Below are 17,638 nucleotides of genomic sequence, written 5' to 3' on the forward strand. Positions count from 1 at the left end.
TAGAACCCTCTTAATGAGGGTTCCACGTGGAACCATGAGAACGGTAAACAGTGGATCAGAAATCGTAGCGGGCGCTCACGGTGAAGTCTCGGGGGTCACCCCAGGTATAGAAGAGTCCCTGGGCGTTGAAATTGGTAACGCCGGAGAAATACCTCTTGTCGAAGACGTTGTTCACGTTGCCCGATACGCTCAAATGTTCATCGATTTGATAGCGGCTCATAAGATCGAGCAGCCAGTAACCGCTCTGTTGCAGTTTCGCCGTGTTGCGGCTTGCTGAGATGGTGCTCTGCCAGCGAGTGGCGGCGCCGACGGTCAAGCCTTCTAGCGCGCCGCCTGCAAACGCATAGGTATTGCCAAACTTGAATTGGTGCTGAGGTGTCGTGCTCGCGCTGTCGAGCGTACTGCTGTTCATCACGTAGCTGCCTTGCGCCTGCCAACCGGGTGCCAGTTCGCCCGAGAGTTCGACTTCATAGCCTCGGCGTATGGCTCCGGCTACTGCGCGGTACGCCGTCTCACCCGAGGGCGTCAGGCCAACCGCTTCGGCCTCGTTGTCCACACGCATCCAGAAATACGCGAGGCTGGCGTTCAGGCGGCCGTCGAAGAATTCGCCCTTGGCGCCCACTTCATAGGTGAGGCCCTCCATGGGAGGCAGTGAGCTTTCGTTCAGATCCTTGCTGCTTTGCGCCTCGAAGATACTGGCGTAGCTGGTGTAGAGGGATATGTTCGGCGTGACGTCGACGACTAGGCCGGCGTAGGGCGTTACGACACCCGTTTCGCGCATGTCGTAGTTGTACCATCCGATATCGGTGACGTCCTTTTGCTCGTAGTCCGTCACGCGCGCTCCAAGTATCACCTTGACCGGGTCGGCCGGATTGAGGCGTATCGCGCTGTAAACATAGCGGCGTTTGCGACTGAAGGTGTCGTCCGAGTAGTCAAGGCTGTGCCAGTCGAGTTGCGGGATGGCACTGCCGCCCTGGGCGTATTCGATGCCGAGTTCGCCAAGTGTGAAGCCATCACCCGAGCCCCGCCGCAAGGTCGTACGGTTTTTCGATAGCCCTGCGCCTACCAGCAGATCATGCTGGCGACCGAGTAACAGGAACGGCCCCTGTAAATCGAGACTGACGCTTTCGTTGCGATCCTCAATGTCCTTGTAGGCACCAAGCTGCGCCTCACCGGGAAGCGCATAACGCAGGGAGCCGATCAGCATCTCGGGGGTTTCGATGCGGTCATGGGATGCTTGCAGTTTTGCAGTCCAGCCGTTCTCAAACGTGTGTTCCAGGCGGGCAAATAGGTTCAGCGAATCCTGTTCGTAACCAGCCCAAGGCGCCCCGATGTTGAATGAGCGTGACTGTCGAGGGACGGCATTGCCATTGCCATCAAATCCTTGGATAGGGGTCGTGCCTGCCGCACCACGTAGCGCCCGCTGCTTGTAGGTGACGCCCGCGCTCAGCAGCGTGTCCGGCGTGAGGTCGTACTCGAAGGTGCCATAGAACAGCGAATTACGATTGGTACGGTTATCGCGGAAGCTATTGCCATCCTTGTAGGCAGCCACCATGCGCCCACGCAAATTACTATCCGCCGTGAGCGGGCCGGATACGTCAGCCTCAGTGCGATAGGTGTCCCAACTGCCGACGCCGCCTCGTACGCTGGCCTGGAAGTCCCGGGTCGGACGCTTGCGGATAAGGTTGACGGTCGCACCGTAGGCACCGTCGCCGTTAATCAGGCCAGACGAGCCTTTCAGGACCTCTACGCGATCTATGTCCGCCATGTCATCGAGGGAATACATCGTATGGCTGTTCCAGCCCCAACCACTAGTAAATTGGCGACTGCCGTCCAGCTGCAAATTCACCGTCGAGCCGCGCACGTTGAACGTTGTCGAGTCGGCCTGACGTGAAACGGTGACGCCAGGCGTTTGCTGGAGGACATCCGTCAGCGTCTCCAGGCGAAAGTCATCCATGCGCTGGCGCGTCATCACCGTCACCGACTGGGGCGTTTCCCGCAGGCTCAAGTTCAGGCCAGTGGCGGTACTCGTTGGCCCGACTTGCGTGTAGCTGCCCGTACCTTCAGTGGTAGCGCCCGAGACCGTAGTGCTGGTCACGTTCGTCGCGCCCAGCTCCAAGCCGCTGCTCTGAGGCCGACGGCTCAGCACATAAACCCCATCGCCCCGGCGTATGGCTTCGAGCCCGGAACTCGCTAGCAGGGCAGCCAGGCCTTGCTCGACGGTGTATTCGCCCTGCAGGCCTGCGGCGTTTAGCCCCTGAGTGAGCTCCGGGGCAAACAGGACGGTGATGCCGGCCTCAGCCGCGAAGCGCTTGAGCGCCTGAGTCAGCGTGCCAGCCTGGATCTGGTAATCGATGCCCTCGGCATGGCTTGCCAGCGGATAGGCCACTATAGCGCTGGCAAGCAGTGACAGCGCCAATAGCTGCGGCGCGCCTTTGGATCGTTTCATCGCATCGACATCCTGTGTGTTGGGTAGATTTCCTGTTCAGGACGTGCGAACGGAGAAAAAGGGCCAAATCGAGGAAAAATAGAGGCGCCGATCAGCGTCGGCGCAGTGTGATCCAGTAGCGCGTGCGCTGTTCGAGGGCGACCGGCAAGGTGTGCGGCAACGCCGCGAGAATGGCATCCGTATTATCGAGTTGGAACGTACCGCTGATGCGCAGGGCTGCAACATCGGGGTCGCAGCGTAGCCAACCGTGGCGGTATCGACTCAATTCGGCAATGAACTCGGAGAGTGGCAGCCCATCCGCCGCGAGCTGGCCACGTGTCCAGCTCGCGGCGAACTCATTGGCTTTCGTGTGTGGACCGATGGCGTCGCTGGAAAAGCTGACCTGCTGGCCTGCCGTGAGGGTCGCGGTCGCGCCGGTATGCGTGTGGATGCGAACGGCGCCTTCAAGCACTGCAAGACGGGTGAGCGCGCGCTCGTCCTGACGCGCCACGGAAAAGCGTGTGCCGAGTGCCTGCATCACGCCCTGACTCGTCACTACCCGTAGCGGACGATACGCATGCGGACCCTTGTCGGTGCCACTGTCGATCAGCAACTCGCCATGTCGCAGGTAAATCCGTCGCTCGTGGGCGGTGAAAGCCAAATCCACAGCGCTATCGGTATTGAGGAACAGCTGGCTGCCGTCGGACAACCTGTGCTCACCGCGCTCGCCGACCCCTGTGCGCATGTCCGCCAGCCAATGCTGCCGGCTTATGGTTTGGTGGGTGAGGTAGCCAGCCGGTAGGAGTGTCGCCAATACCAGCAGCGTTTTTAGCGCATGGCGTCGCTCGCGGTTGAGTGTGCCCATTGCCAGGTCGGTCGGAAGTAACCCAAGCTTCTGTTGGACCTGCTGGACACGCTGCCAGGCACGTTCATGGTCAGGATGGGCAGTGCGCCAATGGGCGCAGGCCTGTTGATCGGTCGGCGGAACGCGCCCGGCATGCATCCGCATCAGCCAATGCGCGGCCTGGCGCGCGATATCGCGATCGATGGGGACCGTGCGCTCAGTCATCAGAACGCATCCGCGTGAAGAATGATGGTCTCGAAGGCGAGTGCCATATGGCGCTTCACCGTTCGTTCGCCAATGGCGAGCTGGCGCGCAATCTCGGCATAGCTCAGACCTTCGAGCTGCGACAACAGGAAGACCTGCCGCGCGATCGGCTTCAGGTTATCGAGCAGGGCGTCGAGTTCGAACAAGGCTTGGCGCATCTGCAGCTGCGCCTCCGGCGATATCGCGAGCAGTTCCGGTTCTCGGGCGAGCGCTTCGAGGTAAGCCGACTCGAGCGACTGCCGCCGGAAGTGATCGCAGATCAACCGGCGCCCCACAGTGGCAAGGTATGCCCGCGGCTGCCGGAGATCAGGCGAATACCCGCTTTTACGCTGCGCTTGGAGAATGCGCACGAAGGTGTCCTGGGCGAGGTCGGCGGCCTGGGCCGAACACCCGAGGCGTTGATACAACCAATTCCGTAGCCAGCTGCCGTGAGCGCGGTAGATTTGCCCGAGTGTGTGGTCGCTCACGGTCATACGTCCTAGAAGGTGTCATTAGAGAATGATACTGATTCCCATCAACGTAATGAACGTTTTGTCACATATTCATGCGGATGAACTAGGCTTCGGTCTCTCCTATCGTTCGAGGTCCTCTCATGTCCAATAACAAGATCGCGCTGGTTACGGGCGCTTCACAGGGTATCGGCAAGGCAGTTGTCCTGGCGCTGGCAGCCGACGGCTACAAGGTCGTCGCAGCTGCGCGGCGGTTGGAGCCGTTGGAGAGGCTGAGGGATGAAGCGGCCGCACAGGGATACGAGGTGCTGCCAGTGCAATGCGATGTCACCGACGCGGCGAGTGTCGAGGCTCTGTTCGCCAATACTGCCGAGGTCTACGGGCGCCTCGATGTGTTGTTCAACAATGCCGGAGTAGGTGCTACAGCGATCCCTATCGATGAGCTGGACCTCGAGCTTTGGCATCGTGCAGTGAACACCAACTTGACCGGCGTTTTCCTGTGTTGCCGCGAAGCGTTCCGGATAATGCGCAATCAGACGCCACGCGGTGGAAGGATCATCAATAACGGCTCGATTTCAGCCCACGCCCCGCGCTTGTTCAGCGCGCCCTATACCGCGACCAAACACGCTGTGGCGGGGTTGACGAAATCGCTGTCGCTCGATGGTCGTGCATTCGATATCGCCTGTGGGCAAATCGACATCGGCAACGCGGCCACCGAGATGACCGAACGCATGACGGGCGGCGTACTGCAGGCCAACGGGGAAAAAGCCGTTGAGCCACGGATGGACGTGCGCCATGTGGCCGATGCGGTGCGTTACATGGCGAGCTTGCCGCTGGACGCGAACGTGCAAACGCTGACGGTGATGGCGACGAAGATGCCGTTCATAGGGCGAGGCTGAGCACGAATCAGTTGCGCTGTACAGGCGATAGTTTTACCGGTGGGAGCGGGCCATGCCCGCTCCCACCGATTAAATGTCGTTCTCGCGAGCCTCAGGAGGTTAGATGGACGCTAAGTGAAGCCAACTTAGGCCGCGAGAACTACGGCGTACTCTGGGCGGCTTCAGCCGCTTCTGCTGCGGCCCGTTCGGCGTCCGCCCGCGCACGGTCAGCTTCCTGTTGCGCCTTCTGCGCATTGCGCGCCTGTTCCACAGCACCGTCCAGACCCGTGGTCAGCGCGGGTGCGCTTGGCATGAGGCTGCGCGCATGGCTCAAGGCTTTGGTGGCGGTGTCCATATCACCCGCCTGAAGGGCACGGCGGCCCTGTTGCAGGTACGCGTCCGACAAGCGTTGACGGAACGTCGCATTACGGGGATCGCTGCGGGACGCTTCCGGCATGGCGTTGAGGCGGATCTGTGCTTCACCGGGACGGCCTGCCGCTAGACTCTGTTCGACTCGGGCGTAATCGTCCGCATAGGGATCTTGTGGTGTCTTCGGGCCGAACTGGCAGCCAGACAACGTCACGGCGAAGGCGATTGCGCACAGAGAGCGAATGGAAAGCGGCCTCATCACGAACCTCAGGTCAAGCGGAAAAGGCCGCCATCCTACCATGCAGGCCAGGGGCGCTGGCATGTGCGCCGATGTGCGTACTTACTATCCCAGGCCGGAAATGCCCAGCACCAGGGGCCGCCTATCAAGGGGTTTCCGCTACTGACCTGGCGAATTCCGCATCAAGCCGCGTTATCCCGACTTTAAAATCCGCCCTTTACCTTCAGCTCGGCCCAGCCACGCTCGACATCCGCGACCAGTTGGCGGTCGTCCAGGCCGACCAGCCGTCCGGCGTGTTTCATCACGCGGCCACCGGCGATGACGGTGTCGACATCGGCTGGTTGCGCGGACTGGGTGACGATGGCCAGGGCATCGGTCAATGGGACGGTGCCGAGTCGACGCGCATCGAGCATGACCAGATCGGCACGTTTGCCGACCGTGATCGAGCCTACACGGTCGGCGATGCCCAGGTCGCGGGCGCCGCCAAGCGTCGCCCAGTGGAGGACGCGTTCCGGAGTGAGGGCGAGCTGGTCTTCGCTCATGCCGGTCGCTAGGTTCAGGGTCAATCGCATGATGGAGAAAAAGTCGGCGTTGCCAGCCAGGGGTGTGTTATCCACGGACAGGCTGATTTCGACACCGGCCTCGTGCAGACGCATGACGGGCGGGAGGCCGTAGCCGACGCGCATTTCCGTGAAGGGGCTAAGGCTTACCGGTGAGCCTTGGGCAACGATGGCTCGGCAGTCGTTGGCATCGGCATGCGTGGCGTGAACGAGTTGCACGTCCGGGCCGAGCAGGTCGCGTTTGGCCAGCGCCTGGATGGCGTGTCGCTTTTGCAGCTCCCGCGTCACGGCAATATGCGTGGTCATCGGCAAGCCCTGTTCGCGGCCAAAGGCCCATTCGCGTGTCCAGACAGCTTCTTCAGTGCGTTCGGGACCGCGGAGGCAGAGCCCGTAGTGCCAGTCCGGATGCGCCTCGACGACTGACCGCATGCGCTGGGCGTCGTGGAAATCCATCGTTTTGTCGGCGGTCAGCGACTGCGGGTAGCCATAGGAGAAACGACCGCCAAGGCCGCTGTCTTGCAGGGCGCGCCATTCGGCGTCGGCAAACGCGGGGCCGGTAATGTTGTGCGCCCAATTGTGAACGGTGGTGATACCGCTATTAAGCGCTTCGGCTGCGGCGAGCCTTACGCCCAGGTAGGCATATTCGGGCGCGTAGCCGGTATTGATCTTTTTCATCGCCTCGGCGAAAGGCTCACCGGAGGGCATCGGTACGAAGCTGCGGGCGATGCTGTTCCACATGTGCCAGTGGGTGTCGATAAGACCAGGAATGACGATCATCCCGCGCCCGTCTAGCATGCGAGCGCCGCTGGGCTGAAGATTGTTGCCGACCGCCGCGATGTTGCCGTCCTCGATACGGACGTCACCCGAGAGCTGCCCCAGTGTTGGGTCCATGGTGACAATATGTGCGTTCTGGATGAGCAATGTCTCGCGGGTGGGCAGTGCGTCCTGTGGCGCTTGATCTTGCGCGGATGCCGGCCTGCCCAGCAACGACGCGAGCATCGCGCCTGCAATACCGCCACTGCCTGCTTTGAGTACGGCGCGGCGTTTCCAGAAGTGCGTGTACTGTCGTGCGTCGGACATGCGTGCGGCTCCCGTTCGGCTGAGCGGATTGTCAGAATAGAATCTGAGAGGCGCATCGCAGAGCGGTTCAATCGAAACGGTGAGCGGACTCTTCAGCCACTGCGCTTGCGCTGCCGAAGCTGCGCCGTTGGATTGGCAAGGCGTGTGAGGCGGGTTGGGTAGCGCGCCTGTGGGAGCGAGCCATGCTCGCGAAAGCGGTCTTTGGCGGAGTCCGTCAATCGTGTGGGACTAACACCTTTGGGGCTAGAGGTGTCCTGCTTACCGATACGGCCGCCATTCGCTATCTGCGAGGCGGCCGTCGGGTTCGAATCACTCGATGACGAGGATCGCGTCCATCTCGACCATGGCGCCTTTAGGTAGCGCGGCGACGCCAATAGCAGCGCGTGCCGGGTATGGCTGCTGGAAGTAGCGACCCATGATTTCATTGACGGTCGCGAAGTGGGAGAGGTCGGTCAGGAAGATGTTCAGCTTGACGACGTCGTTGAACGAGCCGCCCGCGGCTTCCATCACCGCCTTGAGGTTCTCGAACACCTGGACGGTCTGGGCTTCGAAGCCTTCCACCAATTCCATGGTTTTGGGATCGAGGGGAATTTGGCCCGACATGTACAGGGTGTTCCCGGCCTTGATTGCCTGGGAGTAGGTGCCGATAGCGGCGGGGGCCTTGTCGCTGTTGATGACGGTCTTGCTCATGATGATTCCTTCTCTCGTCGGGAAAAGAAGAAAGGCTGAAGCAAGATCGGCGTTTCGTCCAGATATCAGCGGTTTCGTGGCATCAGGCAGACAGAAATACAGCCATCGTTATCCCGTCTGCGCGCTGTAGGAGCTCATCGGGCTGCGATCGCCTCGTGGGCGATCCGCTTCCACCGTATTGATCGCCCATAAATGGGCTCCTACAAAAAGCGGTCGTCGCTTAACGTTAGGCCTACGCCTTGGCGCGGGTGATCTTGATGATGCCGGTCAGCTTGCGCAGTTTGCGGATGACATGGGCGAGGTGAATGCGGTCGCGCACGCTGACCACAAGCTGAACCACGGCGGTGCGACCGTCGCGTTCGTCCATGCTGATTTTCTCGATATTGGCATCGGCCGCATTGACGTGCGTTGCCAGCACTGCGATCAGACCGCGTTGGCTTTCCAGCTCGATGCGCAGCTCGACGTTGAACTCGCCGTTGACTTCTTTGGCCCAGGAAAGCTGCACGCATTTTTCCGGGTTATGGCGAATCTCGGCGATGTTCCGACAACTTTCCAAGTGCACGACCATGCCCTTGCCGGCGGACAGATGGCCGACGATAGGGTCGCCAGGAATGGGTGTGCAGCAACGCGCGTAGCTGAGCACGAGCCCCTCGGTGCCGCGGATCGCCAATGGGCTTTCGTCGTTGGTGGCCGACTCGTCTTCCCGCGCCAACAGCCGCCGCGCGACGAGATAGGCCATGCGATTGCCTAAGCCGATGTCTTCGAGCAAATCCTCGATGACCGGTTGGCTGTACTCGGTCAGCACATGGTCGATGCGCTCTTGCGGGATCTTGGCGAGCTCCGTATCGAAACCTGCCAGTACCTTGTTGAGCAAACGCTCGCCCAGGTTGATGGACTCGGAACGACGTTGCTGCTTCAACGCATGGCGGATGTGCGTACGCGCCTTGCCGGTAACGATGAAATTGAGCCAGGCCGGATTCGGGCGCGCGCCCGGGGCGGTGACGATTTCTACGGTCGAGCCGCTTTCCAGTGGTTGCGACAGCGGGGCCAGGCGGCGGTTGATCCGGCAGGCGATGCAGCTGTTGCCGACATCCGTATGGACGGCATACGCGAAGTCCACTGCCGTGGAGCCTTTGGGCAGCTCCATGATGCTGCCCTTGGGCGTGAAGACGTAGACCTCGTCCGGGAACAGGTCGATCTTCACGCTTTCGATGAATTCCAATGAGTTGCCGGCGCGCTGCTGCATTTCCAGCACGCCTTTCACCCATTGGCGAGCGCGGACATGGGTCGCCTTTGGCGCTTCGTTCTCGCCGGATTTGTACAGCCAATGCGCGGCGATGCCGTTGTTGGCCATCTCTTCCATTTCCTGCGTGCGGATCTGGATTTCGATGGGCACGCCATGCATGCCGAAGAGTGTGGTGTGCAGCGACTGGTAGCCGTTCGCTTTCGGGATCGCGATGTAATCCTTGAAGCGCCCTGGCAGCGGCTTGTAGAGGCTGTGAACGGCGCCCAATACGCGGTAGCAGGTGTCGACCTTGTCGACGACGATGCGGAAGGCGTAGACGTCCATGATCTCGTTGAAGCGCCGCTTGCCGCGCATCTTCTGGTAGATGCTGTACAGGTGCTTCTCACGGCCCATCACCGAGCCTTGCAGCCCTTCGCGCTCCAGGCAATGAGTGATGGATTCTTCGATCTTGGCGACAATTTCTTTACGGTTGCCGCGCGCACCCCGGACCGCCTGGCGGATGCGCTCGGAACGCATCGGGTACATCGCCTTGAAGCCCAGATCCTCGAACTCCACGCGCATATTGTGCATGCCGAGACGATTGGCGATCGGGGCGTAGATTTCCAGCGTTTCCTTGGCGATGCGGCGGCGCTTCTCACCGGACAGCACTTCCAGCGTGCGCATGTTGTGCAGGCGATCGGCGAGCTTGACCAGGATCACGCGAATATCGCGTGCCATGGCCATGGCCATTTTCTGGAAGTTTTCCGCCTGGGCCTCGGCCTTGGTCTGGAAGTCCATCTGGGTCAGTTTGCTGACCCCGTCGACCAGTTCGGCGACGGTTTCGCCAAACTGCGCGATCAGGGCTTCCTTGGCGATGCCGGTGTCTTCGATGACGTCGTGCAGCATGGCGGCCATCAGGCTCTGATGGTCCATGTGCATGTCAGCGAGGATGTTGGCGACGGCAAGGGGATGCGTGACGTAGGGTTCGCCACTGCGCCGACGTTGCCCGTCGTGGGCTTGTTCGGCGTAAAAGTAGGCGCGGCGGACCAGGTTGACCTGGTCCGGGCCTAGGTAATTCGAAAGACGATCAGCGAACGCTTCTATGCCGCGCATGGCGATTCACCGTGGCTGCGTGACGTCCTGCGTCGTTCGGGCATCGCGTCAGACGGCCTCGTTGGCCTCGTCGTCGAAGGATACGAACAGCGGTTCGTCTTCGACGATGTCGTCTTGAGCGATCACATCGTAATCGACCAGGCCGCTGGCGATTTCACGCAGGGCAACGACGGTGGGCTTGTCGTTTTCCCATGCAACCTTTGGCTCTTTGCCGCCGGTGGCGAGTTGGCGCGAGCGCTTGGTGGCGAGCATGACCAGCTCGAAACGGTTGTCGACGTTGTCCAGGCAGTCTTCTACGGTAACGCGGGCCATGGTGTTCCTCGGTATTCACAAGAGCTTGATAGGGGGCGTGCGGTCGGCGTGCTGGCTAACGGGTCAGTCACATTGGAGAGCGTCTAACCCTCGCCAGCATCGACTCGTGCGGACTCGGCAGTCTATGCGTGCGCGCGTAAAGCTTCAAGCCGCACGGGCGGAACGGTCATCCCAGCAGGTTTTCCAATAGCGCCGCATGACGCCGATTCTGCGTCGACTGCCCCAGCCAATTGGCACGGAAGATCGCCTTGAGGTCTTCCAGGGCGTGGGCGAAGTCGTCGTTGATGACCAGGTAGTCGTACTCGACGTAGTGCGCCATCTCACTGACAGCTTCGCGCATGCGACCGTCGATGATGTCGTCACTGTCCTGGCCACGGTTGGTGAGGCGCTGGCGCAGGGCCTCGCGGCTCGGCGGCAAAATAAAGATGGATTTGGCGTCTGGCAGGAGTTTGCGCACTTGCTGTGCGCCCTGCCAATCGATCTCGAGGATCAGGTCGTGGCCTTCGTCCAGGGTTCGCGCCAGTGCCTTCAGCGAGGTGCCATAGAGGTTACCGAACACTTCGGCATGCTCCAGGAAGTCGTTGTGCGCGAGCATCTCAAGAAACGTTTCCCGGTCGACGAAATGATAGTTCGTGCCGTCAACCTCGCCGGGCCGCATCGCCCGTGTGGTGTGGGAAACCGAGACGCGAACGTTGGGCGAGGCATCGAGCAGCGCTTTCACCAAGCTGGTCTTGCCTGCCCCGGAGGGGGCGGAAACGATGTACAGGGTGCCGGGGACGGTGTTCATTGGGATCACTCGATGTTCTGGACTTGTTCGCGCATCTGTTCGATCAGCACCTTGAGGTTGACCGCGGTTTGCGTCGAGCGAGGGTCGAAGGCTTTGGAGCCAAGGGTATTGGCTTCGCGATTGAGTTCCTGCATTAGGAAGTCCAGACGCCGGCCTGCAGCGCCGGAGCTTTTCAGCACGCGGCGCACTTCGGTGACATGAGTCGTCAGGCGGTCCAGCTCTTCGGCTACGTCGCTTTTCTGGGCAAGGAGCACCAGCTCCTGTTCGAGACGCTGCGGGTCTAGCTCGATCTTCAATTCCGTGCAACGGTCGAGGATGCGCTGACGCTGATTGGCCAGCATCTGTGGGACCAGCTCGCGCAAGTTGGCGACTTCCAAGAGGATGCCTTCGAGCCGTTCATTCAGAAGCTTTGCCAGTTCCGCGCCTTCGCGGGCACGACCGGCCTTGAGCTCGTCGAGCGCCGCATTGAAGGTAGCCAGGGCTTGGGCATTCAAGGCTTGCGGGTCGGCGGCATCAGCCACGAGCACACCGGGCCAGGCCAACACATCCATGGGATCGACGGGCGCGGGGCGCTGCATCAGCGTCGCGACCGTTTCCGCCGCGGCGATGAGCTGGCGGGCACGTGCTTGATCGACCTCCAGACGCCTCTCCCCGCCGGCTTCGGTGTAGCGCAGCGTGCACTCGACCTTGCCGCGTGAAAGACCCTGGCGAAGCGCTTCTCGGACCGGACCTTCGAGATCGCGGAACGCGTCAGGCAGGCGCAGGTGCGGTTCGAGATACCGATGGTTGACCGAGCGCAGCTCCCAGCTCAGGGTGCCGTGAGCAACCGGGCGCTCGACTCGGGCGAAAGCAGTCATGCTGTGCACCATCGGATCCTCTCAAGACGGTGGGCGAAAAGCGCTGGATTGTAGCGCAGAGCGGGGGTTTGACCCAGCGTACGTCACCCGCGGGACAGCTCGCCGACCCGGCGGTCGTGAAAGCGTCGCCTGCAACCCCTATAATGCGGCCCGAATTCTCTCGTACAGGTAAGCCCGATGAAGCGTCCCAGTGGCCGCGTTGCTGATCAGCTGCGCCAAGTCCGCATCACCCGTAACTACACCAAGCATGCCGAAGGCTCCGTGCTGGTGGAGTTCGGCGATACCAAGGTGATCTGTACGGCAAGCGTCGAGGCCGGCGTGCCGCGCTTCCTCAAGGGCCAGGGGCAAGGCTGGTTGACCGCCGAGTACGGCATGCTGCCGCGTGCGACGGGCGATCGTAACCAGCGTGAAGCCAGCCGTGGCAAGCAGGGTGGCCGCACCTTGGAAATCCAGCGCTTAATCGGCCGTTCGCTGCGCGCTGCGCTGGACATGCGCAAGCTTGGCGAAAACACCATCTACATTGACTGCGACGTGATCCAGGCTGATGGCGGTACGCGTACTGCGTCCATTACTGGTGCGATGGTTGCGCTGGTCGATGCGCTGGGTTCGTTGAAGAAGCGTGGCGCACTCAAGGGCGAACCGCTCAAGCAGATGGTCGCTGCGGTGTCCGTCGGTATTTTTCAGGGTGAGCCAGTGCTGGATCTCGATTACCTCGAGGATTCCACCGCCGAAACTGACCTGAACGTGGTGATGACCAGTGCCGGTGGCTTCATCGAAGTCCAGGGCACGGCCGAAGGCGAGCCCTTCCAGCCAGAAGAATTGACTGCGATGCTCGAGCTGGCGCGCAAAGGCCTGACCGAACTGTTCGAGCTGCAAAAAGCTGCGCTGGCCGAGTGATAGGAGAGGAACGCCGATTGATGAACGAGCCTGAAGTGTTTACCTCACCGGGCCCTGGAGCCCGGCGCTGGGCCATGCTCTGCCATTTCTCGGCGTTCTTCGGCCTCGTGTTTCCCTTTGGCCATCTGATCGGGCCGCTGGTGTTGTGGCAGTTGAAGAAGGACGATGATCCTTTTATCGACGCCCATGGCAAAGAGGCGCTGAATTTCCAGATCACCGTCAGCCTGTGGATACTCGTGTGCCTCGTGCTGTACCTGATCCTGATTGGCATCCCGTTACTGGTGCTGGTCTCGGTCGTGGGGTTCGCCCTGGCGGTGGTCGGCGGGATCAAAGCGAACCAGGGACGGGCGTATCGCTATCCGTTTACCTGGCGGCCGGTGAAGTAGGGGGCGCCCCACAGATCTGGTGCTTTTTTGTAGGGTGGCCGGGCGGCGAACCGCTTTAGCCGCGTCGGCGACTGAAGTCGCCCCTACATTGGCCGGTTGCGCCGCACCGTATCAGGTGGAACCCAGGATCACGATCGCACGGCCTACACCCGAGGCCGGAAATACAGCGTCTCGCCCTTGCGCAGGCCCGCCAGGCTCGCGTGGTCCTTGGCGACTTCCGTTTCGATCAGCTCATCCTGGCCTTCGGTCTTTAGCGTCACGCGGGTCACGGCGCCGAGCAGGCGGATGTCCTTCACTTCTCCAGCGTGGTAGCCCGGTGTAGACACGCGGTCGAGGTCGACTTCGTGTGGGCGGAACAACACCGGATCGGCACCGTCGACGCTGAATTTGTTGGCATCGCCGAGGAAGTGATAGACGAACTCGCTGGCCGGCTGCTCGTAGACTTCCGCCGGCGTGCCGATCTGTTCGATCACGCCCTTGTTCATCACCACGATGCGGTCCGCGACCTCCATTGCCTCTTCCTGGTCGTGGGTCACGAAGACGCTGGTCAGATGCACCTCGTCATGCAGACGTGCGAGCCAGCGACGCAGCTCCTTGCGCACCTTGGCGTCGAGGGCGCCGAAGGGTTCGTCCAGCAGAAGAATCTTCGGCTCGACCGCCAAGGCACGGGCTAGCGCGATCCGCTGGCGCTGGCCGCCGGACAGTTGCTCGGGATAACGGTCCGCCAGCCAGTCGAGCTGCACCAGGTTCAACAGCTCATGCACCTTTTCGGCGATGACCTTCTCGCTTGGGCGTTCACGACGCGGCTTCATGCGCAGGCCGAAGGCGACGTTGTCGAACACCGTCATATGACGGAACAGCGCGTAGTGCTGGAAGACGAAGCCGACGTTACGGTCACGCACGTCGTGGGTCGACACATCTTCTCCGTGGAACACGATGCTGCCGGTGTCCGGGCTTTCGAGGCCGGCGATGATGCGCAACAGCGAGGTCTTGCCGCAGCCCGACGGGCCGAGCAGGGCGACCAGCTCGCCGCTCTGGATGTGCAGGTTGATTTCTTTCAGCGCCTGGAACTGGCCAAACCGCTTGTTGATATTCTGGACTTCGATACTCATGTCTTTTCACCTAACGATCTGCTGCGCGTCGGCCCTGCTGCGTTAAAAATCGCCTCGGACTGCTCATTTACAAAACGTAAACTCCGCGTCCTCGGCGTTTTTTGCCTTGCATGGCGCTAGCTCGCAAGATCTCGAACGTGCGGTTAATGATCGTCTTTAACGTCGAGCTGGCGTGCGAGTCGCGCTTCGGACCACTGCCGCAGCAGCAGGACGACTAGGGCCATCGCCAGCAGCAGGATCGCGACGCTGAACGCGGCGACGATGTTGTATTCGTTGTAGAGGATCTCGATGTGTAGCGGCATGGTGTTGGTCAGGCCGCGAATGTGGCCGGACACCACGGACACGGCACCGAATTCGCCCATCGCGCGCGCGGTACACAGCACCACGCCATAGACCAATGCCCACTTCACGTTCGGTAGCGTGACGTGCCAGAACATCTGCCAGCCGTTCGCGCCCAGGAGGCGTGCGGCTTCTTCTTCGGTCGTGCCCTGTTCCTCCATCAGCGGGATCAGCTCCCGGGCGACGAAGGGGAAGGTCACGAAAATCGTTGCGAGCACGATCCCCGGCACGGCATAGACGATTTGCAGGTTGTGCTCATTGAGAAACGGCGCGAACCAGCTCTGCGCCCCGAACAACAGCACGTAGATCAAGCCAGCGACCACGGGCGAGACCGAGAACGGCATGTCGATCAGGGTCACCAACAGGCTCTTGCCGCGAAACTCGAACTTGGTGACGCACCAGGCGGCGGCAAGGCCGAATACGAGGTTCAGCGGAACGGAAATCGCCGTGGCCAGCAGGGTCAGCTTCAGCGCGGAGATCGCGTCAGGTTCGCTGATCGCCTCCCAGAACGTGACGAAGCCGCGTTGCAAGCCCTGGCTGACCACGATGTAAAGCGGCAGTACCAGAATCAACCCGAAGATGATCCAGGCCAGGATGATAAGGACGAGGCCGGCAGGCCCGCGTCGACGGGTGTTGCCCTTCAATGTTGCGAGACTCATAACGAGTACCTCAGCAGATGTTTACAAAACGCTGCGCTCGGCCATACGGCGTTGAAATCGTCTTCAAAATGCTCATTTGCTTTATGCAAACTCCGCTTTCTCAGCCAATTTCGCCTTGTCTGGCCTTCGCTCGCTTGTTTTGTAAGCTCTCTAAATTTTCGGCTGAAAACGGCGCTGCAGCAGGTTGATCAGCAGCAGCAGAATGAACGAGACCGCGAGCATGATGACGCCAATGCCCGTGGCCCCTGCGTAATCGTACTGGTCCAGTTTGGAGACGATCAGTAGCGGCAGGATCTCCGTCTTGAATGGGATATTGCCGGCGATGAACACCACCGATCCGTACTCACCGACGCCGCGTGCGAAGGCCAGGGCAAAACCCGTGATCCATGCCGGTAGCAGGGTCGGCAGCAGGAGGTAGCGGAACACCTGCCACGGCCGTGCGCCAAGACAGGTGGCGGCTTCCTCTACTTCCTTCGGGATGTCCGCCAGCACCGGCTGCAGGGTGCGCACCACGAACGGCAGCGTCACGAAGACCAGTGCCAGCGCGATCCCCAGCGGGGTGTAGGCGATCTTGAATGGGAACAACGAGCCGATCAGGCCGTTCGGTGCGTAGAGCGCAGTGAGCGCGATACCGGCGACGGCCGTCGGCAGGGCGAACGGCATGTCGACCATCGCGTCGATGATGCGCTTGCCCGGAAACTCGTAGCGCACCAATACCCAGGCGAGAACAGTGCCGAGTATGCCGTTGAGTAGCGCCGCGAACAGGGCAGCGCCAAACGAAAGCTGGAGGGAAAACAGCACCTGACGGCTGGTGATCAGGCCCCACCACTGTGCGGCCGACAGTTGCATGGAATAGATCAGCATGCCGGCGAGAGGGATCAGAACGATCAGCGCCAGGTAGGTGATGGTGTAGCCCAGGGTCAGCCCGAAGCCGGGTATGACCGGGGAAGTGCGACGAGACATAAATGTCCTTGGTCAAGGTCCACGAAAAGGAAAACTACTGCGCTCGGTAATCCGGCGTTGAGCGCCACCAGTGAAATGCTTATTTACTGTTCGTAAACTCCGCTTTCTCTGGTGGCGCTCGCCTTGGCTGACCTTCGCTCGCTACGTTTTCCGAACGGTGTTCAGAGGGGCTACTGGTTTATTTTCTCGAAGATGCCGTCGAAGACGCCGCCATCGTCGAAGAACTTGGGCTGGGCTTCCTTCCAGCCGCCGAAGTCCTTGTCGATGGTCACGAGGTCCAGGTTCTTGAACTGGTCCTTGAACTCGGTCGCCACCTTCTCGTTGCGTGGGCGGTAGAAGTTCTTCGCCGCGATACGCTGGCCTTCTTCGCTGTACAGGTATTGCAGATAGGCTTCGGCAACCTTCTGCGAGCCCTTGCGCTCGACGTTCTTGTCGACGACGGCTACCGGCGGTTCGGCGAGGATCGACAAGGAAGGAGTGACGATCTCCAACTGGTCACCGCCTTCCTCGGCCAGCGACAGATAGGCTTCGTTTTCCCAAGCCAGCAGGACATCGCCCAGCCCGCGTTGCACGAAGCTGATGGTCGCGCCACGCGCGCCAGTGTCGAGAACCGGCGCATGACGGTAGAGCTCGGTCACGAACTCGAGCGCCTTGTCTTCACCGCCCTGGTGCTTGCGGGCGTAGGCCCAGGCCGCCAGGAAGTTCCAGCGGGCGCCGCCGGAGGTTTTCGGGTTTGGCGTGATGACTTCAACACCATCCTTCACCAGATCATCCCAGTCCTTGATGTTCTTCGGGTTGCCCTTGCGAACGAGGAAAACAATGGTGGACGTGTACGGTGTGCTGTTGTCCGGCAGGCGTGCCTGCCACTTGGGGTCGATCAGCTGCTGGTTCAGGTTCAGTGCGTCGATGTCGCCGGACAGGGCCAGCGTGACCACGTCCGCCTGTAGACCATCGATCACGGAGCGCGCCTGTTTGCCGGAACCGCCGTGGGACTGGCGAATGGTGACGTCTTCACCGGTTTCCGCTTTCCAATGCTGGGCGAAGGCCTTGTTGTACTCCACGTACAGTTCGCGCGTCGGATCGTAGGACACGTTGAGCAGCTCGGTCGCGGCGAAGACAGGCGAGGCGATAAAGGCGCTGGCCAGAGCGGCCAGGGCAAAACGGCGAATGGTCATGTGCAGCTCCTTC

Annotated in this window: 17 protein-coding genes; 3 read left to right on the forward strand and 14 right to left on the reverse strand. The window is 61.1% G+C overall.

The features are described 5' to 3' along the window. Positions 1 to 55 precede the first annotated feature (55 nt). The 3 genes from IEY47_RS10935 to IEY47_RS10945 all read right to left on the reverse strand — a co-directional run bounded on the left by IEY47_RS10935 (position 56) and on the right by IEY47_RS10945 (position 4,009). The gene (locus tag IEY47_RS10935; RefSeq protein ID WP_188983257.1) at positions 56 to 2,449 is read right to left on the reverse strand and encodes a TonB-dependent siderophore receptor; all 2,394 of its coding nucleotides are present in this window, start codon (positions 2,447 to 2,449) and stop codon (positions 56 to 58) included. 91 nt (positions 2,450 to 2,540) lie between these two features. Beyond that, positions 2,541 to 3,497 (reverse strand): FecR domain-containing protein, encoded by a 957-nt coding sequence (locus IEY47_RS10940; protein WP_188983258.1) that lies wholly within the window; start codon positions 3,495 to 3,497, stop codon positions 2,541 to 2,543. Beyond that, complete coding sequence (locus tag IEY47_RS10945; RefSeq protein ID WP_188983259.1) at positions 3,497 to 4,009, reverse strand: sigma-70 family RNA polymerase sigma factor; 513 nt, start codon at positions 4,007 to 4,009, stop codon at positions 3,497 to 3,499. Before IEY47_RS10945 ends, IEY47_RS10940 begins: the two co-directional genes overlap by 1 nt. A 119-nt stretch (positions 4,010 to 4,128) precedes the next feature. On the opposite strand from IEY47_RS10945, the gene IEY47_RS10950 reads away from it, so the two are divergent. Further along, positions 4,129 to 4,884 carry an SDR family oxidoreductase gene (locus IEY47_RS10950; protein WP_188983260.1) on the forward strand — a complete coding sequence of 252 codons (756 nt, stop codon included), beginning with the start codon at positions 4,129 to 4,131 and terminating at the stop codon, positions 4,882 to 4,884. A 139-nt stretch (positions 4,885 to 5,023) separates the two neighbouring features. On the opposite strand, the gene IEY47_RS10955 is transcribed toward IEY47_RS10950, so the two are convergent. The 7 genes from IEY47_RS10955 to IEY47_RS10985 form a co-directional block, all read right to left on the reverse strand. Continuing rightward, positions 5,024 to 5,491: a hypothetical protein gene (locus IEY47_RS10955; RefSeq protein WP_188983261.1), complete on the reverse strand. Its 468-nt coding sequence runs from the start codon at positions 5,489 to 5,491 to the stop codon at positions 5,024 to 5,026. A gap of 182 nt (positions 5,492 to 5,673) precedes the next feature. After that, on the reverse strand, positions 5,674 to 7,110 hold the full coding sequence (locus IEY47_RS10960; RefSeq protein ID WP_188983262.1) for an amidohydrolase family protein: 1,437 nt from the start codon (positions 7,108 to 7,110) through the stop codon (positions 5,674 to 5,676). A 309-nt stretch (positions 7,111 to 7,419) separates the two neighbouring features. Then, complete coding sequence (gene ridA / locus IEY47_RS10965; protein WP_188983263.1) at positions 7,420 to 7,800, reverse strand: deaminase RidA; 381 nt, start codon at positions 7,798 to 7,800, stop codon at positions 7,420 to 7,422. Between the two features lie 232 nt (positions 7,801 to 8,032). After that, positions 8,033 to 10,138, reverse strand: coding sequence for a bifunctional GTP diphosphokinase/guanosine-3',5'-bis pyrophosphate 3'-pyrophosphohydrolase (gene spoT, locus IEY47_RS10970; RefSeq protein ID WP_188983264.1), 2,106 nt, complete (start codon positions 10,136 to 10,138; stop codon positions 8,033 to 8,035). A gap of 48 nt (positions 10,139 to 10,186) precedes the next feature. Beyond that, positions 10,187 to 10,450: a DNA-directed RNA polymerase subunit omega gene (gene rpoZ / locus IEY47_RS10975; protein ID WP_188983265.1), complete on the reverse strand. Its 264-nt coding sequence runs from the start codon at positions 10,448 to 10,450 to the stop codon at positions 10,187 to 10,189. A 166-nt stretch (positions 10,451 to 10,616) separates the two neighbouring features. Further along, a complete protein-coding gene (gene gmk / locus IEY47_RS10980; protein WP_188983266.1) occupies positions 10,617 to 11,237 on the reverse strand; it encodes a guanylate kinase in 621 nt (206 codons plus the stop codon). A 5-nt stretch (positions 11,238 to 11,242) separates the two neighbouring features. Further along, a complete protein-coding gene (locus tag IEY47_RS10985) occupies positions 11,243 to 12,106 on the reverse strand; it encodes a YicC/YloC family endoribonuclease (protein WP_188983267.1) in 864 nt (287 codons plus the stop codon). Positions 12,107 to 12,271: 165 nt separating this feature from the next. On the opposite strand from IEY47_RS10985, the gene rph reads away from it, so the two are divergent. Both rph and IEY47_RS10995 read left to right on the forward strand, forming a co-directional pair. Beyond that, positions 12,272 to 12,991: a ribonuclease PH gene (gene rph, locus IEY47_RS10990; protein ID WP_188983268.1), complete on the forward strand. Its 720-nt coding sequence runs from the start codon at positions 12,272 to 12,274 to the stop codon at positions 12,989 to 12,991. Between the two features lie 20 nt (positions 12,992 to 13,011). Beyond that, the gene (locus tag IEY47_RS10995; RefSeq protein WP_188983269.1) at positions 13,012 to 13,377 is read left to right on the forward strand and encodes a DUF4870 domain-containing protein; all 366 of its coding nucleotides are present in this window, start codon (positions 13,012 to 13,014) and stop codon (positions 13,375 to 13,377) included. Positions 13,378 to 13,520: 143 nt separating this feature from the next. On the opposite strand, the gene IEY47_RS11000 is transcribed toward IEY47_RS10995, so the two are convergent. The 4 genes from IEY47_RS11000 to IEY47_RS11015 all read right to left on the reverse strand — a co-directional run bounded on the left by IEY47_RS11000 (position 13,521) and on the right by IEY47_RS11015 (position 17,625). Beyond that, positions 13,521 to 14,489 carry a sulfate/molybdate ABC transporter ATP-binding protein gene (locus IEY47_RS11000; RefSeq protein ID WP_188983270.1) on the reverse strand — a complete coding sequence of 323 codons (969 nt, stop codon included), beginning with the start codon at positions 14,487 to 14,489 and terminating at the stop codon, positions 13,521 to 13,523. A 143-nt stretch (positions 14,490 to 14,632) separates the two neighbouring features. Then, positions 14,633 to 15,487 (reverse strand): sulfate ABC transporter permease subunit CysW, encoded by an 855-nt coding sequence (gene cysW / locus IEY47_RS11005; protein ID WP_188983271.1) that lies wholly within the window; start codon positions 15,485 to 15,487, stop codon positions 14,633 to 14,635. 150 nt (positions 15,488 to 15,637) lie between these two features. Further along, positions 15,638 to 16,450: a sulfate ABC transporter permease subunit CysT gene (gene cysT / locus IEY47_RS11010; RefSeq protein WP_188983272.1), complete on the reverse strand. Its 813-nt coding sequence runs from the start codon at positions 16,448 to 16,450 to the stop codon at positions 15,638 to 15,640. 170 nt (positions 16,451 to 16,620) lie between these two features. Further along, positions 16,621 to 17,625, reverse strand: coding sequence for a sulfate ABC transporter substrate-binding protein (locus IEY47_RS11015; protein WP_188983273.1), 1,005 nt, complete (start codon positions 17,623 to 17,625; stop codon positions 16,621 to 16,623). Between the last annotated feature and the right edge of the window lie 13 nt (positions 17,626 to 17,638).

The sequence above is a fragment of the Pseudomonas matsuisoli genome (assembly GCF_014647635.1).
GTDB classification, from domain to species: domain Bacteria; phylum Pseudomonadota; class Gammaproteobacteria; order Pseudomonadales; family Pseudomonadaceae; genus Pseudomonas_P; species Pseudomonas_P matsuisoli.